The 24,060-nt window shown below is 63.8% G+C and carries 18 protein-coding genes; 13 read left to right on the forward strand and 5 right to left on the reverse strand.

All coding sequences use genetic code 11. The features are described from left to right. Nucleotides 1-265 precede the first annotated feature (265 nt). The 7 genes from GYA95_RS17685 (at nucleotide 266) to GYA95_RS17715 (ending at nucleotide 7,137) form a co-directional block, all read left to right on the forward strand. Nucleotides 266-1,183: a glutamate/aspartate ABC transporter substrate-binding protein gene (locus GYA95_RS17685; protein ID WP_015271573.1), complete on the forward strand. Its 918-nt coding sequence runs from the start codon at nucleotides 266-268 to the stop codon at nucleotides 1,181-1,183. A gap of 141 nt (nucleotides 1,184-1,324) precedes the next feature. Next, nucleotides 1,325-2,071: an amino acid ABC transporter permease gene (locus GYA95_RS17690; protein ID WP_015271574.1), complete on the forward strand. Its 747-nt coding sequence runs from the start codon at nucleotides 1,325-1,327 to the stop codon at nucleotides 2,069-2,071. Continuing rightward, entirely contained in the window at nucleotides 2,072-2,743 is a 672-nt protein-coding gene (locus tag GYA95_RS17695; protein ID WP_013973970.1) for an amino acid ABC transporter permease, read from the forward strand. Next, nucleotides 2,740-3,474 carry an amino acid ABC transporter ATP-binding protein gene (locus tag GYA95_RS17700; protein WP_015271575.1) on the forward strand — a complete coding sequence of 245 codons (735 nt, stop codon included), beginning with the start codon at nucleotides 2,740-2,742 and terminating at the stop codon, nucleotides 3,472-3,474. The genes GYA95_RS17695 and GYA95_RS17700 overlap by 4 nt, the downstream gene beginning before the upstream one ends. A gap of 72 nt (nucleotides 3,475-3,546) precedes the next feature. After that, nucleotides 3,547-5,451 carry a two-component sensor histidine kinase AauS gene (gene aauS, locus GYA95_RS17705; protein WP_015271576.1) on the forward strand — a complete coding sequence of 635 codons (1,905 nt, stop codon included), beginning with the start codon at nucleotides 3,547-3,549 and terminating at the stop codon, nucleotides 5,449-5,451. Then, complete coding sequence (gene aauR, locus GYA95_RS17710; protein WP_013973972.1) at nucleotides 5,448-6,776, forward strand: two-component response regulator AauR; 1,329 nt, start codon at nucleotides 5,448-5,450, stop codon at nucleotides 6,774-6,776. The genes aauS and aauR overlap by 4 nt, the downstream gene beginning before the upstream one ends. A 25-nt stretch (nucleotides 6,777-6,801) precedes the next feature. Further along, nucleotides 6,802-7,137: a GlpM family protein gene (locus tag GYA95_RS17715; RefSeq protein ID WP_015271577.1), complete on the forward strand. Its 336-nt coding sequence runs from the start codon at nucleotides 6,802-6,804 to the stop codon at nucleotides 7,135-7,137. Nucleotides 7,138-7,305: 168 nt separating this feature from the next. Here the strand turns inward: GYA95_RS17715 and GYA95_RS17720 are convergent, their stop codons facing one another. Then, nucleotides 7,306-8,301 (reverse strand): alpha/beta fold hydrolase, encoded by a 996-nt coding sequence (locus GYA95_RS17720; protein WP_015271578.1) that lies wholly within the window; start codon nucleotides 8,299-8,301, stop codon nucleotides 7,306-7,308. A gap of 196 nt (nucleotides 8,302-8,497) precedes the next feature. On the opposite strand from GYA95_RS17720, the gene metR reads away from it, so the two are divergent. Next, entirely contained in the window at nucleotides 8,498-9,415 is a 918-nt protein-coding gene (gene metR, locus GYA95_RS17725; protein ID WP_003258025.1) for a transcriptional regulator MetR, read from the forward strand. Here metR and GYA95_RS17730 read toward each other — a convergent pair. Continuing rightward, nucleotides 9,399-9,812 carry an NUDIX hydrolase gene (locus GYA95_RS17730; protein ID WP_015271579.1) on the reverse strand — a complete coding sequence of 138 codons (414 nt, stop codon included), beginning with the start codon at nucleotides 9,810-9,812 and terminating at the stop codon, nucleotides 9,399-9,401. The two genes, metR and GYA95_RS17730, sit on opposite strands and share 17 nt — an antisense overlap. Before the next feature lie 226 nt (nucleotides 9,813-10,038). Between GYA95_RS17730 and GYA95_RS17735 the strand changes: the two genes are divergently transcribed. Both GYA95_RS17735 and GYA95_RS17740 read left to right on the forward strand, forming a co-directional pair. After that, nucleotides 10,039-14,307 carry a DEAD/DEAH box helicase gene (locus GYA95_RS17735; protein ID WP_015271580.1) on the forward strand — a complete coding sequence of 1,423 codons (4,269 nt, stop codon included), beginning with the start codon at nucleotides 10,039-10,041 and terminating at the stop codon, nucleotides 14,305-14,307. Nucleotides 14,308-14,584: 277 nt separating this feature from the next. Next, nucleotides 14,585-16,204 (forward strand): FMN-binding glutamate synthase family protein, encoded by a 1,620-nt coding sequence (locus GYA95_RS17740; protein ID WP_015271581.1) that lies wholly within the window; start codon nucleotides 14,585-14,587, stop codon nucleotides 16,202-16,204. Nucleotides 16,205-16,347: 143 nt separating this feature from the next. On the opposite strand, the gene GYA95_RS17745 is transcribed toward GYA95_RS17740, so the two are convergent. Next, nucleotides 16,348-17,766: an amino acid permease gene (locus GYA95_RS17745; protein ID WP_013973978.1), complete on the reverse strand. Its 1,419-nt coding sequence runs from the start codon at nucleotides 17,764-17,766 to the stop codon at nucleotides 16,348-16,350. Nucleotides 17,767-18,243: 477 nt separating this feature from the next. Between GYA95_RS17745 and GYA95_RS17750 the strand changes: the two genes are divergently transcribed. From GYA95_RS17750 to GYA95_RS17760, 3 genes are all read left to right on the forward strand, one after another. Continuing rightward, nucleotides 18,244-21,393 (forward strand): transglycosylase domain-containing protein, encoded by a 3,150-nt coding sequence (locus tag GYA95_RS17750; RefSeq protein ID WP_024087671.1) that lies wholly within the window; start codon nucleotides 18,244-18,246, stop codon nucleotides 21,391-21,393. Nucleotides 21,394-21,482: 89 nt separating this feature from the next. Beyond that, nucleotides 21,483-22,028 carry a PadR family transcriptional regulator gene (locus GYA95_RS17755; RefSeq protein WP_015271583.1) on the forward strand — a complete coding sequence of 182 codons (546 nt, stop codon included), beginning with the start codon at nucleotides 21,483-21,485 and terminating at the stop codon, nucleotides 22,026-22,028. Further along, the gene (locus tag GYA95_RS17760) at nucleotides 22,021-22,782 is read left to right on the forward strand and encodes a siderophore-interacting protein (RefSeq protein WP_015271584.1); all 762 of its coding nucleotides are present in this window, start codon (nucleotides 22,021-22,023) and stop codon (nucleotides 22,780-22,782) included. Before GYA95_RS17755 ends, GYA95_RS17760 begins: the two co-directional genes overlap by 8 nt. Nucleotides 22,783-23,065: 283 nt before the next feature. Here the strand turns inward: GYA95_RS17760 and GYA95_RS17765 are convergent, their stop codons facing one another. Beyond that, nucleotides 23,066-23,701, reverse strand: a complete 636-nt coding sequence (locus GYA95_RS17765; RefSeq protein WP_015271585.1) for a Pr6Pr family membrane protein — start codon at nucleotides 23,699-23,701, stop codon at nucleotides 23,066-23,068. Nucleotide 23,702: 1 nt separating this feature from the next. Next, complete coding sequence (locus GYA95_RS17770) at nucleotides 23,703-23,924, reverse strand: VF530 family protein (protein ID WP_003252112.1); 222 nt, start codon at nucleotides 23,922-23,924, stop codon at nucleotides 23,703-23,705. Nucleotides 23,925-24,060 lie beyond the last annotated feature (136 nt).

Consider the following 24,060-nt stretch of genomic DNA (forward strand, 5'->3'; position numbering starts at 1 on the left):
CATTGCGATGCAGGGCTGGCAATCCGTTCGGATTTCCGAACGATTAACCGCTATTCATTCGGTATGGCGAATGAAACTTACCGTCGCACGATGAGTGCGAAAGGTTGATTCCCAATGAATTCGAGGCGTTATGATCAATGCCAGAGCTTGGCACGACTCATGCTCTACACTTGGTAGCCGAATGCAATCGTTTATTTCTGTATTCGTTGAACGAAGAGTCCGCCAACGGCTCCATAAAAAAAACAAACACGTCGAGGAAAATTTGATGCGCATCGTTCGTCAATTGCTGGGCGCCGCCATCGCGGCCGCCGTGATCGCTTCGCCGGCCATGGCCGAAGAACTGACCGGCACCCTGAAGAAGATCAAGGAGTCGGGCACCATCACCCTGGGCCACCGCGACTCCTCCATCCCGTTTTCCTACCTGGCCGGCAAGCCAGAGCCCGTGGGCTACTCGCATGACATCCAGCTGGCTGTCGTCGACGCCCTGAAGAAGCAGCTGGGCACGGACATCAAGGTCCGCTACAACCTCGTCACCTCCCAGACCCGCATCCCGCTGGTGCAGAACGGCACCGTAGACCTCGAGTGCGGCTCCACCACCAACAACGTCGAGCGCCAGCAGCAAGTCGGCTTCTCGGTCGGTATCTTCGAAGTCGGTACCCGCCTGCTGACCAAGGTCAAGGACGGTCAGCCGGCATACAAGGACTTCCCGGACCTGGCCGGCAAGAACGTGGTAACCACCGCAGGTACCACCTCCGAGCGCATCCTCAAGGCGATGAACGCCGACAAGCAGATGAAGATGAACGTGATTTCCGCCAAGGACCACGGTGAAGCCTTCAACATGCTCGAAAGCGGCCGCGCCGTGGCCTTCATGATGGACGACGCCCTGCTCGCCGGCGAAATGGCCAAGGCTCGCAAGCCGTCGGACTGGGTCATCACCGGTACCCCGCAGTCCTACGAGATCTACGGCTGCATGGTGCGCAAGGATGACGCGGCCTTCAAGAAAGCAGTCGATGACGCCATCGTCGGCTACTTCAAGTCGGGCGAAGTCAACAAGAGCTACGACAAATGGTTCCAACAGCCAATCCCGCCGAAGGGTCTGAACCTGCAGTTCCCGATGAGCGACGAGCTGAAGAAACTGATCGCCGAGCCGACCGACAAGGCTGCGGACGAGAAAAAGTCCTGACCACCAGCCCATGGCCTGTTGCGCTGCAAAGCGCGAATTAAACCTGCAGGCCACCCGTTAGTGTCTAACCTTTCATCCGAGGGCTTATGCCCTCGGATGTTGGAAGGTGCCCGTGAAACAACCGTCTGAGGGGAAATCCCGATGAATTACAACTGGGACTGGGGCGTGTTCTTCAAGTCCACCGGCGTGGGCAGCGAAACCTATCTGGACTGGTACGTCACCGGCCTGGGCTGGACCATCGCCATCGCCATCTCCGCCTGGGTCATCGCCTTGCTGCTGGGCTCGGTCCTCGGTGTCATGCGCACCGTGCCGAACCGTTTGGTATCGGGTATCGCCACCGCCTATGTGGAGCTGTTCCGCAATGTACCGCTGCTGGTGCAGCTGTTCATCTGGTACTTCCTGGTGCCAGACCTGTTGCCAGAAGGCCTGCAGGAATGGTTCAAGCAGGACCTCAACCCGACCACCTCGGCGCTGATCAGCGTGGTCATCTGCCTGGGCCTGTTCACTGCCGCCCGCGTGTGCGAGCAGGTGCGTACCGGCATCCAGGCGCTGCCCCGCGGCCAGGAAGCCGCCGCCCGCGCCATGGGCTTCAGCCTGTCGCAGATCTACACCAACGTGCTGCTGCCACAAGCCTACCGGATCATCATTCCGCCGCTCACCTCGGAATTCCTGAACGTGTTCAAGAACTCGTCGGTGGCGTCGCTTATCGGCCTGATGGAACTGCTGGCACAAACCAAGCAGACCGCTGAGTTCTCGGCGAACCTGTTCGAGGCCTTCACCTTGGCCACGCTGATCTACTTCACCCTGAACATGGGCCTGATGCTGCTGATGCGCATGGTCGAGAAAAAAGTCTCGGTGCCCGGCCTGATTTCCGTAGGGGGCAAATAAATGGACATGGATTTCAGCGAAATCATCCCGGCCCTGCCTGCCCTTTGGGAAGGCATGGTCATGACCCTGCAGCTGATGATAATGGGCGTGGTTGGCGGCATTGTACTGGGGACCATCCTGGCCCTGATGCGCCTGTCGTCGAGCAAGCTGCTGTCGAACGTGGCCGGCGCCTACGTCAACTACTTCCGCTCGATCCCGCTGCTGCTGGTAATCACCTGGTTCTACCTGGCAGTACCATTCGTGCTGCGCTGGATTACCGGCGAGGACACCCCGGTAGGTGCTTTCACCTCCTGCGTGGTGGCATTCATGATGTTCGAGGCCGCGTACTTCTGCGAAATCGTCCGCGCCGGCGTGCAGTCGATCTCCAAAGGCCAGATGGGCGCCGCCCAGGCCCTGGGCATGACCTACGGCCAGACCATGCGCCTGATCATCTTGCCCCAGGCCTTCCGCAAGATGACGCCGCTGCTTTTGCAGCAGAGCATCATCCTGTTCCAGGACACCTCGCTGGTCTACACCGTGGGCCTGGTGGACTTCCTCAACTCGGCACGCTCCAACGGCGACATCATCGGGCGCTCCCATGAGTTCCTGATCTTCGCCGGTGTCGTGTACTTCCTCATCAGCTTCTCCGCTTCGTGGCTGGTCAAGCGCCTGCAAAAAAGGATCGCCGTATGATTTCCATCAAGAACGTAAACAAGTGGTACGGGGACTTCCAGGTACTGACCGACTGCAGCACCGAGGTCAAGAAGGGTGAAGTGGTGGTGGTCTGCGGCCCGTCGGGCTCGGGCAAGTCCACCCTGATCAAGTGCGTCAACGCCCTGGAGCCGTTCCAGAAAGGTGACATCGTGGTCGACGGCACCTCCATCGCCGACCCCAAGACCAACCTGCCCAAGCTGCGTTCACGCGTTGGCATGGTGTTCCAGCACTTCGAGCTGTTCCCGCACCTGACCATCACCGAGAACCTGACCATTGCCCAGCGCAAGGTGCTTGGCCGTAGCGAAGCAGAAGCGACCAAGAAGGGCCTGGCCCTGCTCGACCGCGTCGGCCTCGGTGCCCACGCCAAGAAGCACCCCGGCCAGCTGTCCGGCGGCCAGCAGCAGCGCGTGGCCATCGCCCGCGCCCTGTCGATGGACCCGATCGTCATGCTGTTCGACGAACCGACCTCGGCCCTGGACCCGGAAATGGTCAACGAAGTACTGGACGTGATGGTCGAGCTGGCCCACGAAGGCATGACCATGATGTGCGTGACCCACGAAATGGGCTTCGCCCGCAAGGTGGCCAACCGCGTGATCTTCATGGACAAGGGCAACATCATCGAGGATTGCCAGAAGGAAGACTTCTTCGGCAACCCGAGTGCCCGCCACGAACGTACCCAGCACTTCCTCAGCAAGATCCTGCAACACTGATTTTGCTTCACTGAAGCGGTCGGCGCCGCTGCCCTTCGGGCAGCAGGCGCTGGCCGTGACAAGGCCACTGTGATGAAATGCGATCCTTCGCTTCTTCTCCCTGCCAAGCCTGCCGTGAAATCCCGCCTGCTCCGCCAATTGCTGTTACCGCCACTGATCATTCTGCTGATGGTCGGCCTGGGAATGGCTGGCTACCTGATCAGCGAGAGCAGCGGCATCCGCACCCTCAGCGAAAACGGCGAGCGCCAGCTGGAGCTGCACGCGCGCACGGTCGAGAGCGAAATCAGCAAGTACACCTACCTGCCGAGCCTGCTGGAGCTGGAAGACAGCGTCTCGCATCTGCTCACCGACCCTGACGGCGGCTCGCGGCAGACCGTCAACGAATACCTCGAAGGCCTGAACCGGCGCAGCCGCAGCCGGGCCATCTTCGTCCTCGACACCAACGGCCGTGTCCAGGCTACCAGCAACTGGCGCGATGCCGACTCGTTCCTCGGCGAGGACCTGTCGTTCCGGGCCTACTTCCAGACTGCCGTGCGCGGCGAACCCGGGCGTTTCTACGGTATAGGCAGTACAACCGGCGAGGCCGGCTATTACCTGGCCCACGGCCTGGAGGAGCATGGCAAGATCATTGGCGTGGCGGTGATCAAAGTGCGCCTGGACACCCTCGAAGAGCGCTGGCAGCGTGCCCGCCTGGAGGCGTTCGTCAGCGACGAGAACGGCATCATCATCCTCTCCAGCGACCCTGCCCGGCGCCTGAAGTCGGTACGCCCGCTGACCCCGCAGATCAAGGAGCGCCTGGCTCGCAGCCTGCAGTACTACTGGTGGCCGCTGAACGAACTGCAGCCGCTGGCACGGGAGACCCTGGCCGATGGTGTAGAAAAGCTGACCTTCCCGGCCAACAGCGAAACCGCACAGGGCAAGGCCCGCGAAATGGCCTACCTGGCCCAGACCCGGCGCCTGGTCGACACGCCCTGGCATTTCACCCTGCTGACCCCGCTGCAGGACCTGCGCCGCGAATCCATGGTACAGGGCATCCTGGTGGGCGTGGCCTTCGCCTTGTTGGCGATCCTCGGCATCGCCTGGAACGAACGGCGCAAGGTCATCGCCACTCGCCTGGCAGCCCGCGAGGCCCTGCAGGAAGCCAACAGCCAGCTGGAGCGACGGATTACCGAACGCACGGCCGACCTGCGTGCCAGCAATGAACGCCTGAAGGGTCAGATTCGCGAGCGCCGGCATGCCGAGCAGACCCTGCGCCACGCACAGGACGAACTGGTACAGGCCGGCAAGCTGGCCGCCATCGGGCAGATGTCCACCAGCATTGCCCACGAACTGAACCAACCGCTGGCCGCGCTGCGTACGTTGTCCGGCAACACCGTGCGCTTCCTCGAACGCGGGGCGCTGGAAACCGCCAGCACCAACCTGCGTACCATGAACGACCTGATCGACCGCATGGGCCGAATCACCGCCAGCCTGCGCTCGTTCGCCCGACGCAGCGACGACAGTGGCCAGGCTTCGCTGGCCAAGGCGGTGGACGCTACCTTGCAGGTGCTGGCCAACCGCATCAGCGCCTGCCACCTGCAGTTGCACAATCAGTTCGAGGACCAGCAGCTTGCCATCGACCAGACCCGCCTGGAGCAGATCCTGGTCAACCTGATCGGCAACGCCCTGGATGCCATGGCCGCCCAACCGCTGCCGCAACTGTGGCTGGAGGGCGAGCTGCAGGGCGACAAGTACCGTTTGCAGGTGCGCGACAATGGCCACGGCATCGACGCCGAGGCGCGCAAGCACCTGTTCGAACCTTTCTTCACCACCAAGCCGGGCGAACACGGCCTGGGCCTGGGCCTGACCCTGTCGGCGAGCCTTGCCGCCGCCGCCAAGGGCAGCCTCAACGTCGAGCATCCCGCCAGCGGCGGTACGGCCTTCGTCCTGGCCCTGCCCCTGGTCTCACCCCCTAGCGAATCGGCAGAGCACCCATGAACCAAGCGCCTCTTACCGTCCTGATCGTCGAAGACGACCCGCATGTGCTGCTCGGCTGCCAACAGGCGCTGGCCCTGGAAGACATCGCCTGTGAAGGTGTGGGCAGCGCCGAGCAGGCGCTGGAGCGCATCGGCGACGACTTCGCCGGCATCGTCGTCAGCGATATACGCCTGCCGGGCATCGATGGCCTGGAGCTGCTCAACCGCCTCAAGGCCCGCGACCGCAGCCTGCCGGTGGTACTGATCACCGGCCACGGCGATATCGACATGGCGGTGGGCGCCATGCGCAATGGCGCCTACGACTTCATGGAAAAACCCTTCTCCCCGGAGCGCCTGGTCGACGTGGTGCGCCGCGCCCTCGAACAGCGCGGGCTGTCGCGCGAAGTGGTGGCCCTGCGCCGCCAGTTGGCGGAGCAAAGCAGCCTGGAAGGGCGCATCATTGGCCGTTCGCCGGCCATGGAGCACCTGCGCGAGCTCATCGCCAACGTCGCCGATACCTCGGCCAACGTGCTGATCGAAGGCGAAACCGGTACCGGCAAGGAACTGGTCGCCCGCTGCCTGCACGACTTCAGCCGTCGTCAGGGCCAGCCGTTCGTGGCACTTAACTGTGGCGGCTTGCCGGAAAACCTGTTCGAAAGCGAGATTTTCGGCCACGAGGCCAACGCCTTCACCGGTGCCGGCAAACGCCGCATCGGCAAGATCGAACACGCCAACGGCGGCACGCTGTTCCTCGACGAAGTGGAGAGCATGCCGATCAACCTGCAGATCAAGCTGTTGCGCGTGCTGCAGGAGCGCACCCTGGAGCGGCTGGGCTCGAACCAGAGCATTCCGGTGGACTGCCGGGTGATCGCCGCCACCAAGTCTGACCTGGATGCCATGGGCCAGAGTGGCCAGTTCCGCAGCGACCTGTATTACCGGCTGAACGTGGTGACACTGGAGCTGCCGCCGCTGCGCGAGCGCCGCGAAGATATCCTGCAGCTGTTCGAACACTTCCTGCAGCAGTCGGCCCTGCGCTTCGACCGTGAAACACCTGCGCTGGACAGCCAGACCCTGTCGCGCCTGATGGCCCACGACTGGCCCGGCAACGTGCGTGAACTGCGCAACGTCGCCGAACGCTATGCCCTCGGCCTGCCTGCGTTCAAGAAAGGCCCCAGCGGTGGTGCCAGCCAAGGCTTGGGCTTTGCCGAGGCGGTGGAAGCGTTCGAGCGCAACCTGCTCAGCGATGCCCTGCAACGTACTGGTGGCAACCTGAGCCAGGCCAGCCAGGAGCTGGGCATGGCCAAGACCACGTTGTTCGACAAAGTGAAGAAATACGGCCTCGGCTGACCTCAACCCAACCTGGAAAGACAACATGGACCTGGTATTCAAAGCTGCCTTGGGTGCTGGTGTGGTACTGCTGCTGGCGGTGCTGTCGAAGACACGCAATTACTACATCGCCGGACTGGTGCCGCTGTTCCCCACCTTCGCCCTGATTGCCCACTACATTGTCGGCAAGGGGCGCAGCATTGCCGACCTGAAGACCACCATCCTGTTCGGCATGTGGTCGATCATTCCGTACTTCGTGTACCTGGCGACCTTGTATGTACTGGTCGACCGCATGCGCCTTGAGGCATCGCTGGCGCTGGCCACGGTGGCCTGGCTGATGGCTGCGACCGTGCTGGTGACCCTGTGGGTGCGGATGCACTGAGGCAGTCGGCTGACGCGGTCCGTGTAGGAGCGGCCTTGTGTCGCGATGGGGCGCGTAGCGGCCCCCGATTTCAGCTTCGCAACGAATGTTGCCGGGGCCGCTTTGCGGCGCTTTCGCGACACAAGGCCGCTCCTACAGGGGATAGCATCAGCCTGGAAGCATGGAAATTCAGAGCCCTGCGATATGCGTGACATCCTGCCGATGTGCCTGCAGGTAGGGCAACACCGCCCCCAGCAACGGCGCCTTGAACGGCTCCTGGAAGCGGTGCGCCAACCCCGGTATCAAACGCAGCTGGCTGCCCCGGATATGCGCCGCCAGGTGCACGCCATGCATCACCGGCAGCAACGGGTCGGCCGTGCCATGCACTACCAGGGTCGGCACCCGCAACTGGTTAAGCAACTCGACCCTGCTCGGCTCGGCCAGTATCGCCATGATCTGGCGCTTGGCCCCTTCAGGGTTGAACGCCCGGTCGTAGGCCACGGCCGCTTGCTGCAGCAAGGCCGCACGGTCGTCACGCACCTCGGGGCTACCCAGCGCCGCCAGCAGATCAGCCTGCTGCTCGATGGCCACTTCGCGGTTCGGCGCGCTGCGCCGGGCCAGCAACTGCACCAGCGCCGGATCCGGTGCCGGCAACCCCGCCGCCCCTGAACTGGACATGACCAGCGTCAGGCTGCGCACGCGCTCGGGCGCCATGGCAGCCAGGTGCTGGGCAATCATGCCGCCCATGCTCACCCCCAGCACATGAAACTGGCGCACGCCCAACGCATCCATCAAGCGCAGGCCATCGTCCGCCATGTCGGTCAGCGTATAGGGCGCAGCCACCGACAGGCCCAGCTTGTAGCGCAGCAGTTCGACCGTCAGGTTGGCCGTCGGTGGCAACTGGTTCCAGCGTGACAGGCCGACATCGCGGTTGTCATAGCGGATCACCCGAAAGCCCTGGCGGCACAACGCTTCGACCACGTCGTCCGGCCAGTGGATCAGCTGCCCTCCAAGGCCCATCACCAGCAGCAAGGCCGGGTCGCGTGGCGCACCGACGCTCTGGTAGACAAGGCTGACCGCGCCCAGCTCGGCACGCTGCACCGGCACGTGGGCGTCACAACGCTGTTCAGCGAAACTTGCAGGTACGCCGAATACAAAGAAAAGAAAAAGCCAAAAAGCCCGCATGAAAGAAACACCAGAATGCAGATCCCCAGTAGAGCGCGAGTCTGATGAATTCTGTTCGGGCGCGCTGCCACAGTTCAGTGACAGTTTGATGACTCCCGCCAGGCGGTGCGGCGGTACGCCCAGTCGACAGGCGCGGCAACATGAGGGAAACTCAACTCATACCCTGTTTCCTCAAGTCCACACACCGGAGTCAGCTGTGCTGGAGATCCGTCACCTGAAAACCCTTCATGCCCTGCGCGAGGCTGACAGCCTCGTGGAGGCTGCCGAGCGCCTGCACCTGACTCAGTCGGCGCTGTCGCACCAGTTCAAGGAGCTGGAAGAACGCCTGGGCCTGCCACTGTTCGTGCGCAAGACCAAGCCGATCCGCTTCACCAGCGCCGGGTTGCGTCTGCTGCAACTGGCCGATGCCACCCTGCCGCTGCTGCGCGGCGCCGAACGTGACATCGCGCGCCTGGCCGGCGGCACCGCCGGTCGTCTGCACATGGCCATCGAATGCCACAGCTGCTTCCAGTGGCTGATGCCGACCATCGACCAGTTCCGTGACGCCTGGCCGGAGGTGGAGCTGGACCTGGCCTCCGGCTTTGCCTTCGCACCACTGCCGGCCCTGGCCCGCGGCGACCTCGACCTGGTGGTGACCTCCGACCCGCTGGACCTGGCGGGCATCACCTACGTGCCTCTGTTCACCTACGAGGCGATGCTGGCGGTGGCCAACCAGCATCCGTTGGCCAGCAAGCCCTACATCGTGCCGCAGGACCTGCTCGACCAGACCCTCATCACCTACCCGGTGGAGCGCGACCGCCTGGACATCTTCACCCGCTTCCTGGAGCCAGCCGACATCGAGCCCGCCGCCGTGCGCACATCGGAGCTGACGGTGATGATGATGCAACTTGTGGCCAGTGGCCGTGGCGTTTGCGGCATGCCGCACTGGGCGCTGCACGAGTACAGTTCGCGCGGGTATGTGAAGGGCAAGCGCCTGGGTGAGAAAGGCCTGTTCGCCACGCTTTATGCCGCCGTGCGCACCGACATGCTCGATGCGCCATATATGCGCGACTTCTTGCTCACGGCCAAGGACACCTCGTTCGCCACCCTTGATGGCGTCAGCGCGGTGCGCTGACGGCCTGGCGGTATAGCGGCAGGATCAGGTCGCGGGTCAGGGGTGCAAGCTGCATGGCGGGTGCCTGGTCTGCGGCCAGCCACACCACCTCCTCGATCTCCGCGGCCGGCAGCACGGCTGCGGCGCTGTCGACACGGAACAGTTCGGCCTGTACCTCGAAGCCCGGCTCGTTGGCGGCCGGGGCGCTGAACCGGCCCAGGTGCACGGCCTGAGCTGGGTCGATGTGCAGGCCTAGTTCCTCATGCAGCTCGCGCACCAGCGCCTGCACCGGGGTTTCGCCAGCATCGATCTTGCCGCCGGGCTGCATGAAAGCCTGGGTGCCGCGCTTGCGTACCAGCAGGGTGCGGCCTTGGGGGTCGATCAACAGGGCCGCGGCTATGCGGATGGTGTTGGGCATGGGGGCTCACCTGAAACAATGGCCGGGGAGGATCCCATGGGGGTCCTTGCCCTGACAAGGCCAGTGTCTCATGTGCCGGCCTCTTCGCGGGTGAACCCGCTCCCACAGGTGCACCACAAGGCCAGAGAGCGGCGCAGTACCCGCGAAGAGGCCGGCACAGGTCATAGCCGATCCAGCAGACGAACGGCCCCTTGCCAACCCGCCCCACACCCTCCATAACCAACACATGAACCTGCCCGCCAAACACCACCCGGTGCTCGAGCTGTTCCACCCCGCCGTGCGCACCTGGTTCCGTCGCCACTTCGCTACGGTGACCGATGCCCAGGCCCAGGCCTGGCCGTTGATCCATGCGGGCCAGTCGATGCTGCTAGCCGCACCGACCGGCTCGGGCAAGACCCTCAGTGCGTTCCTGGCCGTGCTCGACGAACTGTTCCGCCAAGGCCTGGAGCACCAAGGCGAGCTACCAGCGCAAACCCAGGTGGTCTACGTTTCGCCACTCAAGGCGCTGTCCAACGATATCCGCCTGAACCTGCAAGCCCCGCTCGAAGGCATCAGCCAGGCCCTCGCGGACCAGGGCCTGAACGCCCCGCGCATCACCACGGCCGTGCGCAGCGGCGACACCCCGCAGAAGGAGCGTGCCGCCATGCGCAAGCTGGCGCCGCACATCCTGGTGACCACCCCCGAATCGCTCTACGTGCTGATGGGCTCGGCTTCTGGCCGTAAAGGCCTGGCCAGCGTGCACACGGTAATCGTCGACGAAATCCATGCCCTGGCAGGCAACAAGCGCGGCGCCCACCTGGCACTCACCCTGGAGCGCCTGCAGGCCCTGTGCAACCGGCCGTTGCGGCGCATCGGCCTGTCGGCCACGCAACGCCCGGTCGAGCGGGTGGCGCAATTTCTGGTCGGCAACGGCCGCCCCTGCGCAATCGTCGATGTCGGCCATGCTCGGCAGCGCGACCTGGCCATCGAGGTGCCGCCAGTGCCGCTGGGTGCAGTGATGTCCACCGATGTCTGGGGCCTGGTCTATGACCGCCTGGCCACCCTGGCGCGCGAACACCGCACCACCCTGGTGTTCGTCAACACCCGGCGCCTGGCCGAGCGCATCACCCGCCACCTCAGCGACCGGCTGAGCAAGGAGGCGGTTGCCGCGCACCACGGCAGCCTGGCCAAGGAACTACGCCTGGATGCCGAACAACGCCTGAAGAATGGCCAGTTGCAGGTGCTGGTGGCCACTGCATCGCTGGAGCTGGGCATCGATATCGGTGACATCGATCTGGTCTGCCAGATCGCCTCACCAGGTTCGATAGCGGCCTTTCTGCAGCGGGTCGGCCGCGCCAGCCACCAGGTCGATGGCGTGCCAAAGGGCCGCTTGTTCCCGACCTCGCGCGATGACCTGATCGAATGCGTGGCCCTGCTCGACTGCATACGCCGGGGCGAGCTGGACGAGCTGCACATTCCCCGGGCGCCGCTGGACGTGCTGGCCCAGCAGATCGTCGCCGAAGCCAGCAACCAGCCCTGGCACGAACAAGCCCTGTTCGACTGCCTGCGCCAGGCCACGCCCTATGCCGAACTCGACCAGCAACATTACCAGGCCCTGCTGCGCATGCTCGCCGAGGGCTACAACGGCCGCCAGGGCGTGCGCAGTGCCTATCTGCACCGCGATGCGGTGAGCGGCACCCTGCGTGGCCGCCGTGGCAGCCAGCTGACCGCCCTGACCAGCGGCGGCACAATCCCCGACAACGCCGACTACGCCGTGCTGCTCGAACCGCAGGCGCTGAACATCGGCAGCGTCAACGAAGACTTCGCCGTGGAAAGCATCGCCGGCGACATCTTCCAGCTTGGCAATGCCTCCTATCGAATCCTGCGGGTCGAGCCGGGCCGGGTGCGGGTGGAGGATGCCCATGGCCTGCCACCGACCATTCCATTCTGGCTGGGCGAGGCGCCGGGGCGCAGCGACGAGCTGTCCGCCGCGGTGGCCCGGCTGCAGGCGCAGATCGACCAACAGCTGGCTGACAACAACCAGGCCGAGGTGCTGGCATGGTTGCAGGCCACCTTCGAACTGAGTGAAGACGCCGCCGGCCAGTTGCTCGACTACCTGGCCCGCACCCGCGAAGTGCTTGGTGCCCTGCCCTCGCAGGGCACGCTGGTGATGGAGCGCTTCTTCGATGAGTCCGGCGGTACCCAGTTGATCATCCATTCGCCCTACGGCAGCCGCATCAACCGCGCCTGGGGCCTGGCCCTGCGCAAGCGTTTCTGCCGCACCTTCAACTTCGAGTTGCAGGCGGCGGCCAGCGAGGACGCCATCGTGCTGTCGCTGTCCTCCAGCCACAGCTTCGAACTGGACGACGTGTGGCGTTACCTGAATAGCCGCAACGCCGAGTCGATCCTTGTCCAGGCACTGCTCGATGCGCCGCTGTTCGGCGTGCGCTGGCGCTGGAACGCCAGCGTGACCATGGCCTTGCCGCGCTTTGTCGGCGGTCGCAAGGTGGCGCCACAGATCCAGCGGATGAAGAGTGAAGACCTGATTGCCGCCGTGTTCCCCGACCAGATCGCCTGCCTGGAGAACATCGTCGGCGAGCGGCAGATTCCCGATCATCCGCTGGTCGAGCAAACCCTCGACGACTGCTTGCACGAGGCGATGGATAGCGAAGGCTGGCTAGCACTTTTGCGGCGCATGGAAAGCGGCACGGTACGCCTGCTGTGCCGCGATCTGCCCGCCCCTTCGCCGTTGGCGGCGGCCATCCTCAATGCACGGCCATATGCCTTCCTGGATGACGCGCCACTGGAAGAGCGTCGCACACAGGCAGTGCTCAACCGGCGCTGGAACGAGGTGCAGAACGGCGACGACCTGGGCGCGCTGGACGCCGATGCGATTGCCGCCGTGACGGCAGAGGCCTGGCCGCAACCGGGCAACGCCGACGAAATGCATGAAGCGTTGATGGGCCTGGGTGTCATCAGCCAGGACGAAGTGCAGGGCAATGCCGGCTGGGAGCTGCTGCTCAGACAATTGGCCAAGGCTGGCCGGGCCTTGCGCCTGGTGGATGAAAAACTGTGGCTGGCACGCGAGCGGTCGAGTCTGCTGCAGGTGCTGTATCCCGGCTCCCGGCTGGAACCTGCGTTGCAGGTACTGCCAGGCTTCGATCAGGCCATCGAGCCGGACATTGCGCTGGTCGAACTGTTGCGAGCCCGCCTGAGCGGCCATGGCCCGCTGACCCGCGCGCAGATTGCGGTAGCACTTGGCAAACCGCCGCAAGCCATCGAACAGGCCCTGGCCCACCTGGAGACCGAAGGCTATGTGCTGCGTGGGCATTTCAGCCCCGGCGCAAGCGAACTGCAATGGTGCGAACGCCATCTGCTTGCGCGCATCCACCGCTACACGGTCAAACGCCTGCGCCGGGAGATCGAGCCGGTCAGCCTGCAGGACTTCGTGCGCTTTCTGTTCGACTGGCAGCACCTGGCTGACGACACGCGCCTGCGCGGCCCGCAAGCCGTGGCCGAGGTACTTGGCCAGTTGCAAGGGTTCCCGAGTGCAGCCGGAGCCTGGGAGGCCGAACTGCTGCCGGCACGTATCAAGGACTACAGCCCGCACTGGCTCGACGATGCCTGCCGTAGCGGGCAGTTTGCCTGGAGCCGGCTGGCGGCGACCGTGTCGAGCAACACCTTGTCGAGCACACCGCTGGTGCTGCTGCCGCGCGAGCATCTTGGGTTGTGGCGCAGCCTTGCCCCCGTACCCGCTCTGGATAGCCTCGGCGCACGGGCGCAACGCGTCCACGAGGTGCTGAACGCACATGGCGCGCTGTTCTTCGACGAGCTGGCACACGACGCCCACCTGCTGCCCAGCGAACTGGAGACGGCCTTGCAAGAGCTGGTAGGAGCAGGCCTGGTGGGGGCCGACAGCTTCACCGGCCTGCGCAGCCTGATCACCCCGGCGGCGAAACGCACATCGCGCAACAGCCGACGCGGCCACCCACCGCTGTCCAGCAGCATGTCCCATGCCGGGCGCTGGGCGTTGCTGCGCAGGGGTGCTGTAGACGACGGCCAGCGCCTGGAGCACATCGCCCGGGCCCTGCTTCGGCGCTATGGCGTGGTGTGCTGGCGCCTGCTGGAGCGCGAAAGCGATGTGCTGCCGCCCTGGCGCGAACTGCTGCGCTGCTATCACCGGCTGGAAGCGCGTGGCGAGATTCGTGGCGGGCGCTTCATTGCCGGGCTGGCCGGCGAACAGTTCGCCTTGCCTGAGGCGGTGGGGCTGCTGCGGCAGGTGCGGCGGCGTGAATTGGACGGGACTCTGGTGGTGGTGAGTGCCAGTGACCCGCTGAACCTGGTCGGGTCGTTGCTGCCGGGGGCGAAAGTGCCGGCGGTGAGTGGCAACCGCCTGCTGTACCGCGACGGGGTGCCAGTGGCGATGCGGGTGGCAGGGCACTATTCGTACCTGGTCGAAGCGCCGGCACAAGAGCAGGAAAGCTGGCGGCAGAAGCTGCTGCGCGACACTATCTGAATCCCTTGTTGCTGACTTCAGGGCATGCACAGCACCTGTAGGAGCAGCCTTGTGCTGCGAAGAGGCCATTATTGCCGAAGACAATCTGTTTCCCTACTGGCCTCTTCGCAGCACAAGGCTGCTCCTACAAAAGCCCGTGTTGGCCTGAAGACTATCGCCAGGCTCTGCGAGAATGATTTTCGCTACCCCGATTTTAATTTGCACAGCCGAGCAACTTGGCTATGGTCGGGGTTTGCCCCAGGCCCTGAGCCTGACCGCGCCATCGCAAGGACCCTGTATGAGCCTGTCACTTCTCAGTCGCTATGCCTTCTTCGCCGCCTGTGTGCTGTTCACCCTGGCGAGCCTGCCGTTCACCCACCACGAATGGCTGTGGCCGTTCACCCTGAGCACCGGCATCCTCAGCCTCATCGGTCTGTTCGACCTGTTGCAGCAACGCCACGCAGTACGCCGCAACTACCCGATCCTGGGCAACATCCGCTATCTGGTCGAGGCCATTCGCCCGGAAATTCGCCAGTACCTGCTGGAGGCGGACAGCGACGCCCTGCCGTTCTCCCGCGCCCAGCGCTCGCTGGTTTACGCAAGGGCGAAGAACGAAGCCTCGGACAAACCCTTCGGCACCCTGATCGACGTGTACGAGTCCGGCTTCGAATTCATCGGCCACTCCATGCGCCCGGCGCCATTGGCCGACCCGGCAAGCTTCCGGGTCATCGTCGGCGGGCCGCAATGCAGCCAGCCATACTCGGCGTCGATCTTCAACATATCGGCGATGAGCTTTGGCTCGCTCAGCGCCAACGCCATCCGCGCCCTCAACCAGGGCGCCAAGCTGGGCAACTTCCACCATGACACCGGCGAAGGCAGCATCAGCCCCTATCACCGCGAGCATGGCGGCGACCTGGTCTGGGAACTGGGCAGCGGCTACTTCGGGTGCCGCACGCCAGACGGGCGCTTCGACCCCGAACGCTTTGCCGCCCAGGCACGCAGCCCGCAGGTGCGGATGATCGAAATCAAGATGAGCCAAGGCGCCAAGCCCGGCCATGGCGGCATCCTGCCCAAGCACAAGGTGACCCGGGAAATCGCCGAAACCCGTGGCGTGCTGATGGGCGAAGACTGCATATCGCCGTCGCGCCACAGCGCCTTCTCCACACCCATCGAGATGATGCAGTTCATCGCCCAGTTGCGTGAGCTGTCTGGCGGCAAACCGGTAGGTTTCAAGTTCTGCCTGGGCCACCCGTGGGAGTTCATGGGCATCGCCAAGGCCATGCTGGAAACCGGCATCCTGCCCGACTTCATCGTCGTCGACGGCAAGGAAGGCGGCACCGGCGCGGCGCCGGTGGAGTTCACCGACCACATTGGCGTACCGCTGCGCGAAGGGTTGCTGTTCGTGCACAACACCCTGGTTGGCCTGAACCTGCGCGACAAGATCAAGCTGGGCGCCAGCGGCAAGATCGTCAGCGCGTTCGACATTGCCAGCGTGCTGGCCATTGGCGCTGATTGGGCCAACTCGGCGCGCGGCTTCATGTTCGCCATCGGCTGCATTCAGTCGCAGAGCTGCCACACCAACAAGTGCCCGACCGGTGTGGCCACGCAAGACCCTCTGCGCCAGCGTGCGCTGGTGGTGCCGGACAAAGCCCAGCGGGTGTTGAACTTCCACCACAATACCTTGCGTGCCCTGGCCGAAATGCTTGCGGCAGCGGGCCTGGAGCACCCGGCGCAGCTGGAAGCCAAGCACCTGGTACGGCGCATCTCGGCCACCGAGATCAAACTGTTCTCGCAGATGCATGTGTTCTTGAAGCCGGGTGAACTGCTGACTGGCGAGGTGAACGGGCAGTTCTATTCGCGCATGTGGCAGCTGGCGCGGGCGGACAGCTTTGAACCGAACAGCGAAGTGGCGGCCTGATAGAACCCTGGGGCTGCTACGCAGCCCATCGCGACACAAGGCCGCTCCTACAGGCGACCGCGACCCATGCAGCTGGCTGCGGTCGCCTGTAGGAGCGGCCTTGTGTCGCGAAAGGGCCGCAAAGCGGCCCCAGCCATTTCAGATCAGGAAGCAGTACTGGCCACACCCTGCGCGTCTTTCGGCGCCAGGCGGAACGCGTAGTACAGCACCGTCAGCAGCACCAGGAACGCCGGGCCGATGTACAGCGCCACGCGGGTATCCTCGAAGTACGCCATCAGGCCGACCACCAGCACCAGGAAGGCCAGTGCCAGATACGAGCTCAACGGCCACAGCCACATGCGGTATTTCAGCGCCTTGCGTTCAGTGGAGCTCAGGCCGGCGCGGAACTTCAGTTGCGCCAGCAGGATCATCACCCAGGTCCAGATCGCGCCGAAGGTGGCGATCGAAGTCACCCAGACGAAGACCTTCTCCGGCACCAGGTAGTTGGCCAGCACGCCCAGCAGCAGCGCGCCGATCGACAGCAGCAGCGCGTTGCGCGGCACGCCGTTCTTCGACGTACGGGCGAAGGCCGCCGGGGCCTGGCCGTTCTGCGCCAGGCTGTAGAGCATGCGCCCGGTGCTGAAGATGCCGCCGTTGCACGACGACAGCGCTGCAGTGATGACCACGAAGTTGATGATGCCGGCGGCGGTCTTGATGCCCAGGCGCTCGAAGGTCATGACGAACGGGCTGCCCTGGCTGCCGATTTCGCTCCAAGGGTAGATCGACAGGATCACGAACAGCGCACCGACATAGAACAGCAGAATGCGCCAGAACACCGAGCCGATGGCCTGCGGGATGGTCTTTTGCGGGTTGCGTGCTTCACCGGCGGTCAGGCCGATCATTTCCACGCCCAGGTAGGCGAACATGACCATTTGCAGCGACATCAGCACGCCGGTCACGCCATTGGGCATGAAGCCGCCGTTGCTCCAAAGGTTGGAAATACCCACTGCCACGCCGTCATTGCCGAAGCCAAAGGCAATGATGCCGATGCCGCCAAGGACCATGGCGATGATGGTGACGATCTTGATCAGGGCGAACCAGAACTCGAATTCACCAAAGGCCTTGACGGCCACCAGGTTGACCGCCCCCATGCTGCCCAGCGCCGCCAGGGCCCAGATCCAGCGTGGTACGTCAGGGAACCAGATACCCATGTAGATGGCCACCGCGGTGATTTCGGCAACGCAGGTCACCAGCCACAGGAACCAGTAGTTCCAGCCGGTAAGGAAGCCCGCCAGCGGGCCTAGATAGTCCTGGGCATAACGGCTGAACGAGCCAGCGACAGGGTTGTGCACGGCCATTTCGCCAAGGGCGCGCATGATCACCAGGATGGCCAGGCCGCCGATGATATAGGACAACATGATGGCGGGGCCGGCCATTTCGATGGCCTTGGCCGAACCGAGGAAAAGACCGACACCGATACAGGCGCCCAGCGCCATCAGGCGGATGTGCCGTTCGCCCAGTTCACGCTTGAGCGGGCCGCCTTCAGCGGCCTGGCCGTGGGCAGAGTGGTTGCCGACTGGCATAGCAATACAACCTCATTTTGTTATTGGATTTGACCTTCGTGCAGCTCCAGCCAGGCCGATAGGCGTGGCATTGGCTTGCCGAACTGGCCTTGTGGGCCGGCCCGAGTGCCGGAATAGAGCGCCCGGCGAGGCGAAGGGGGCGAGCAGTATAGGAAGACCCTTGCAGGTTTTTTCGCTGTATAAACAGGAATATTCAGCTAGATCTCTGGGGCCGCTTCGCACCCCATTCGCAGCACAAGGCTGCTCCTACAATGGATACGCATTCCCCTGATAGGAGCAGCCTTGTGCTGCGAATGGGGCGCGAAGCGGCCCCAAATCGCCCGGCCACCATAGCAACATCGCCGTATGAAGAAACCCACACCAAAGCCGCATAGCCCTACGCCACTCTTCTCCGTCTCTTACAAATTTTTCACCTGACCCGCTCAACGTCTAAGCTTCAGACAAGCAAGACGAAAATACCTGGCCGGATAGAAGACTATGGGCGCACTGTGGCAATCGGAACCAAGCAGAACGGAAGCACCCGAGATACCTCCGGCCGAGACGCCACAACCAAAGTCCCCCCGTCAGCGTCGGCTATGGTGGCGGCTGATCATCCTCATCCTGCTGGTGGCGCTGGTGGCCATCGGCTTCGCTGCATATGACGAATTCCGCACCTCCAACCTGCAGTCGCGGGAATTCAGCAAGCTGGCGAGCACCCTCACCTATTCGCTGCAACCAGGCCCCAGCGATGCCATCGTCTACCCCGGCGAAGGGCCGTTCGACAAACGCCTGGGCTACAGTGCCCTGGGCGAATTCCTGCCACGGCTTCTCAAGCGCGACTACCTGATCAGCGAGCAGGTGAAGTTCTCGCCGGCGCTGATGAACTACGTCGATCATGGGCTGTTCGCCCCCTATATCGAGAAAATCCAGGCTGGCCTGTCGATCACCGACTGCCGTGGCGACATGCTGTACCAGTACAACTACCCGCAACACTTGTACCCGGACTTTGCGGCGATCCCGCCGGTGATCGTCAACAGCCTGCTGTTCATCGAGAACCGCGACCTGCTCGACACCAAGGACCCGCGCAACAACCCGGCCGTGGACTGGCCGCGCTTCGCCAAGGCCGCCTACAGCCAGGTGGCCAAGTACCTGGCCCTGCCCGGCCAGTCCGCTGGCGGTAGCACCCTGGCCACGCAGCTGGAAAAGTACCGCCACTCACCGGACGGCCTGACCGTTTCCGGCGCCGAGAAGATCCGCCAGATGATTTCCGCCAGCGTGCGTGCCTATCAGGGCGGCCCTGATACAACCGAGGCGCGCCAGCGCATCGTGCGGGACTACCTCAACAGCGTGCCGCTGTCGGCAGTACCTGGGCATGGCGAAGTGCATGGCATGGCCGAAGGCCTGCGGGTGTGGTACGGCGCCGATTTCGACCAGGTCAACCAGGCCCTGAGTTCCACCGCCAGCGACCCTGAGAGCATGGCCGCACGCGGCCTGGCCCTGCGCCAGGTGCTGTCGCTGATGATTGCCCAGCGCCGGCCGTCGCACTACCTGTCCAAGGGGCGGCTCGAACTGGCCGAACTGACCGACGCGCACATCCGCGTGCTGGCCGCCAACAAAGTCATCGAGCAGCCACTGGCCGACGCTGCACTGGCCAGCAAGGCGGTATACCGCGACTGGGTGGCGCAACCGACCATCGTGCCGATCGTCACCAACAAGGGCATCAGCCTGGCACGCAACCGCCTGGCGGCCATGCTCAACCGCCCGCTGTACGATCTCGACCGGCTGGATCTGTCGGCCACCAGCACCCTGCAGTCCGACCTGCAACTGCAGGTCAGCCAGTACCTGAAAAACCTTGCCGATCCTGAATTCGCGGCGCAGATCGGCTTGATCGGCGAACGCCTGCTCACCGCCAAGACCACCGATCAGGTGAGCTACAGCTTCACCTTGTTCGAGCGCACCGCCGACGGCTCGCGGGTGCGGGTGCAGACCGACAGCACCGACCAGCCATTCGACATCAACGAAGGCAGCAAGCTGGAGCTGGGTTCAACCGCCAAGTTGCGGGTGCTCACCACCTACCTGGAGATCATCGCCGAACTGCACGACAAATACGCCGGCAAGCCAGCCGCCGAGTTGAAGAAAGTCGAAGTCGCCGAGCTAGACCGCATCAGCCAGTGGTCGCTGGAATGGCTGGCGCAGAACAGCAAGAACCAGAGCCTGGACGCCATGCTCGATGCCGCACTGGAACGCAAGTATTCGGCCAACACTGGCGAAGCCTTCTTCACCGGCGGCGGCATGCATGTGTTCAACAACTTCCGCAAGGAAGACAACAGCCGCAACCCAACCCTCAAGGATGCATTGCGCGAGTCGATCAACCTGCCGTTCATCCGCCTGATGCGCGACCTGGTGCGCTACGTGACCTACCAGCAACCGTACAACCGCGTGCCGCTGCTCAAGGACGACTCCGACCCGCGCCGCCAGGAATACCTGGCCCGTTTCGCCGACAAGGAAGGCACCAACTACCTGATGCGCTTCTGGAAGAAATACCAGCGCAAGACCTCGCAGCAGCGCCTGGACACCTTCCTCGACAGCATGCGCGTGACCCCGCAACGGTTGGCGGCCGTGCACCGCTACCTGTTCCCCGAGGCTGGCCAGGAAACCTTCAACGCCTTCGTCCGCGCCCACCTCAAGGGTGACAAGATCGTCCTGGGCAAACTGACCGATGGCCGCCTGTCGGAGATGTACGACGCCTATGGCCCGGGCAAGTACGACCTGCCCGACCAGGGCTATATCGCCAAGGTCCACCCGCTGGACTTGTGGCTGTTGGGTTACCTGCTGAAGAACCCCGGTTCGACCTTGACCGAAATGGTCAATGCCAGCCGCTTCGAGCGCCAGGAGGTATACGGTTGGCTGTTCAAGAGCCGTCATCAGGGCGCCCGTGACAGCCGCATTCGCACCATGGTGGAGATCGAAGCGTTCCTCGACATTCATCAGCGCTGGAAGCGCGTGGGCTATCCGTTCGACCACCTGGTACCCTCGCTGGCCACCGCCATCGGCAGCTCGGGCGACCGCCCCGCCGCCCTCTCCGAGCTGGTCGGCATCATTCAGAACGACGGTGTGCGCCTGCCGACCTTGCGGATCGACACCCTGCACTTCGCAGCCAATACGCCTTACGAGACCAAGCTGGTCACCGACCCGGACCGGGGTGTGCGGATTCTGCCGGTCGAAGTGGCGCGCGCCCTCAAAGGCGCCATGTCGCAGGTGGTGGATGCGGGCACCGCGCGGCGTATTTCCGGCAGTTTCAAGCTGCAGGACGGCACGCCACTGGTGATGGGCGGCAAGACCGGTACCGGTGACAACCGCATCGAAAGCTTTGGTGCTGGCGGCCGACTGATCGGCTCGCGCTCGCTGAACCGAACCGCCACCTTCGTGTTCTTCCTGGGCGACAACCATTTCGGCACCTTGACCGCATTCGTGCCGGGGCGCTCGGCAGAGGCCTTCAAGTTCACCTCGGCGCTGCCGGTGCAGGTGCTCAAGGGCATGGCTCCGATTCTCATGCCTTACCTGCAACCGGGTAATCCGAACGAGTGCAAGCCGCCGCAGGTTGCCGTGCATACAGCCACACCGCAAGGGGATACATCGAACGAATAGATGATAATCATCTGCAATTGAGGGCTTGTCTTTAGATATATCTTGAGTAATATCTTACGATATATCGCAAACGACGGAGCCCTGCCCCCATGCGCGAACATACCCCCCATGACCCCTTCGAGCGGCGCCCAGGTCGTGGCGAACGCGGCCCGCGCGTCTTCGCTCCCGGCGACCTCAAGCTGCTGATGCTGGCCCTGCTCGCCGAGCAGCCAGGCCACGGCTACGACCTGATCCGCCAAATCGAAAACCTGTTCGACGGTAGCTACAGCCCAAGCCCCGGGGTGATCTACCCCACCCTCAACTTCCTCGAGGAGGCCGAGCTGATCAGCGGCCAGGTGCAGGGCAGCAAACGCCTCTATGCCATCACCGAAGCCGGCCGCACCGCCCTGGCCGAACAGGCCGTCGCGCTGGACGGCGTGCGCATGCGCATCGAAGTCAGCAAGCGCGCCCTGCGCGGCCACGACCGCCCACCAGAGATTCATGAAGCGGTCGGCAACCTGCGCCACGCACTGCACATGCACAGTGGCCGCTGGACTCCGGAAGAAATCGAGCGGGTCCGCGACCTGCTCAACCACGCCGCCAAGGCCATCGCCTCCTCGCCGGCTGAACCTGCCAGGGAGACACCCCATGAGTGACACCATTCACCGCGTCAACCACGAAATCCGCCAACGCCACCTGCAGGTGCTGCGGGTCACCGAACTGACCCCGCGCATGCGCCGCATCACTCTCGGGGGTGCCGAGCTGCAAGGTTTCACCAGCGTGGGCAGCGATGACCATATCAAGCTGTTGTTCGCCGAAACGCCGGAGCAACAGCAAGCCATCGAGGCTCGCAACCTGGGCCGAGAAGGTGGCGCACGGCCTACCATGCGCGAATACACGCCACGGCGCATCGACCTGGTGGCCAATGAACTGGATATCGACTTCGTGCTGCACGGCGATGGCCCTGCATCCACCTGGGCCGCCCAGGCGGCACCCGGGCAAACCCTGAACATCGCCGGGCCGCGGGCTTCGATGGTGGTGCCGGACATCTTCGACAGCTACCTGCTGATCGGTGACGAAACTGCCATCCCGGCCATTGGCCGCCGCCTGGAGGAGTTGCCTGCGGGCCGTCAGGTGCTGGCGGTTATCCAGATCGAAGACGAGCAGGAACGCCAGCCACTGCCTAGCAAGGCACAGGTGGAGGTGATCTGGGTACGTCGCCAACAGGAGGACTTGCTGGCACTGGTGAAGAACCTGACCTTGCCGCAGGGCCGGTTGTACGGCTGGGTGGCACTGGAAAAAGCCCTGAGCCGGCAGGCCAAAGCACTGTTGCTGGAGAAAGGCTTGCCTGAGGATGCGCTCAAGGCTGTGGCCTACTGGCGTGCCGACGGGACTGCGGACGACGAATGATTGTTTATTGCCTGCATGGGCCCTATCGCCGGCAAGCCGGCTCCCACAGGTCCCCCGCAGCGCTCAAGGGCTGCGCTGTCGTGCAGAGAACCAATATCGCACGTCTGACGCATCCTTTGTAGGAGCAGCCTTGTGCTGCGAAAAGGCCGGTACAGCCAATAGACAGGCTTTGTCAGCACCGGCCTTTTCGCAGCACAAGGCTGCTCCTACAGAACCTCGCCGAACCAATGAGTCATGTGTTGTTCTATGAGAGCTGGCTTGCCGGCGATAGGGCCAGTGCAGGTCAAGCCAATCTGTGCAGCCCCCGCCACCGATCCAGCCCCAGCAACACCAGCCCAATCCCCCAGAACCCCGCCAACACCCCCAGGGCATTGAGCACTACCTGCCCATACCCCAGGCTCGCCACGTCGATGAACGGGTAGGCATACACGCCAATCTCGCTCCCACGCCACAGCGCGTAGGCAAAATACGTCGCCGGATAAACCGCCCAGACCAGCAGATGCCATAGCCGCAACCTACCTTTGGGCACCTCGCACCACCAGTACAAGGCATATAGCACGGGCATCACATCGTGCAGCAACTCGTCCGCCAGCCATTGCCAGCCCTGCGGTTGCCACAAGTGACGCAAAAGCACGCTGTAGGCCAATGCCACCAGCACGATGCTGGCAGCCACTGCGGAACTCACCGAAGGCGACAGGAAAAAGCGTTTGGCACGGCCTTCCCGGCCAAACGCCGCATAACTGAGCACCGTTGCCACCAGGGTGTTGGTCAACACGGTGAAATACCCGAACACATTGATCAGACCACCCACCAGGCTGGCCTGCTCCTGCCAACGCGCCAGCAGCACCAGATACACCTGCACGGTCAGGCCGAACCAGCCCAGCACGGCCATGCCGGTCAGCCAGGGGCGACGCGGCATGTCAGGCCTGGCGCTGCAGCTTCACGTACAGCTGCTCGACCTTTTCCCGTGCCCACGGCGTCTTGCGCAGGAAGGTCAGGCTCGACTTGATGGTCGGGTTGCTTTTGAAGCAGCGCACATCGATGCGCTCGGCCAGGCCCTGCCATTGGTAGTGCGCCACCAGCTCGGTGAGGATCTGTTCGAGGGTCTTGCCGTGCAGCGCGTTGTGTTGGGCCGTGCTCATGCCAGTGCTCCGTAGGAAAGATGCGCACCTTACACGAGTGTAGTGGTGGGTGGGATCAGGTGAGTCAACAGAAAAACCGCTGGCCAGGCGCAAAACCTCTGTGCTGAAATAGAGATGTTATATTGTAACAATACAA

The sequence above is a fragment of the Pseudomonas asiatica genome, from assembly GCF_009932335.1.
GTDB lineage: Bacteria > Pseudomonadota > Gammaproteobacteria > Pseudomonadales > Pseudomonadaceae > Aquipseudomonas > Aquipseudomonas asiatica.

Coding starts and splice junctions, on each gene's coding strand:
- GYA95_RS17685 (WP_015271573.1), top strand. CDS start 266: ATGCGCATCGTTCGTCAATTGCTGGGCGCCGCCATCGCGGCCGCCGTG.
- GYA95_RS17690 (WP_015271574.1), top strand. CDS start 1,325: ATGAATTACAACTGGGACTGGGGCGTGTTCTTCAAGTCCACCGGCGTG.
- GYA95_RS17695 (WP_013973970.1), top strand. CDS start 2,072: ATGGACATGGATTTCAGCGAAATCATCCCGGCCCTGCCTGCCCTTTGG.
- GYA95_RS17700 (WP_015271575.1), top strand. CDS start 2,740: ATGATTTCCATCAAGAACGTAAACAAGTGGTACGGGGACTTCCAGGTA.
- aauS (WP_015271576.1), top strand. CDS start 3,547: ATGAAATGCGATCCTTCGCTTCTTCTCCCTGCCAAGCCTGCCGTGAAA.
- aauR (WP_013973972.1), top strand. CDS start 5,448: ATGAACCAAGCGCCTCTTACCGTCCTGATCGTCGAAGACGACCCGCAT.
- GYA95_RS17715 (WP_015271577.1), top strand. CDS start 6,802: ATGGACCTGGTATTCAAAGCTGCCTTGGGTGCTGGTGTGGTACTGCTG.
- GYA95_RS17720 (WP_015271578.1), bottom strand. CDS start 8,301: ATGCGGGCTTTTTGGCTTTTTCTTTTCTTTGTATTCGGCGTACCTGCA.
- GYA95_RS17730 (WP_015271579.1), bottom strand. CDS start 9,812: ATGCCCAACACCATCCGCATAGCCGCGGCCCTGTTGATCGACCCCCAA.
- GYA95_RS17735 (WP_015271580.1), top strand. CDS start 10,039: ATGAACCTGCCCGCCAAACACCACCCGGTGCTCGAGCTGTTCCACCCC.
- GYA95_RS17740 (WP_015271581.1), top strand. CDS start 14,585: ATGAGCCTGTCACTTCTCAGTCGCTATGCCTTCTTCGCCGCCTGTGTG.
- GYA95_RS17745 (WP_013973978.1), bottom strand. CDS start 17,766: ATGCCAGTCGGCAACCACTCTGCCCACGGCCAGGCCGCTGAAGGCGGC.
- GYA95_RS17750 (WP_024087671.1), top strand. CDS start 18,244: ATGGGCGCACTGTGGCAATCGGAACCAAGCAGAACGGAAGCACCCGAG.
- GYA95_RS17755 (WP_015271583.1), top strand. CDS start 21,483: ATGCGCGAACATACCCCCCATGACCCCTTCGAGCGGCGCCCAGGTCGT.
- GYA95_RS17760 (WP_015271584.1), top strand. CDS start 22,021: ATGAGTGACACCATTCACCGCGTCAACCACGAAATCCGCCAACGCCAC.
- GYA95_RS17765 (WP_015271585.1), bottom strand. CDS start 23,701: ATGCCGCGTCGCCCCTGGCTGACCGGCATGGCCGTGCTGGGCTGGTTC.
- GYA95_RS17770 (WP_003252112.1), bottom strand. CDS start 23,924: ATGAGCACGGCCCAACACAACGCGCTGCACGGCAAGACCCTCGAACAG.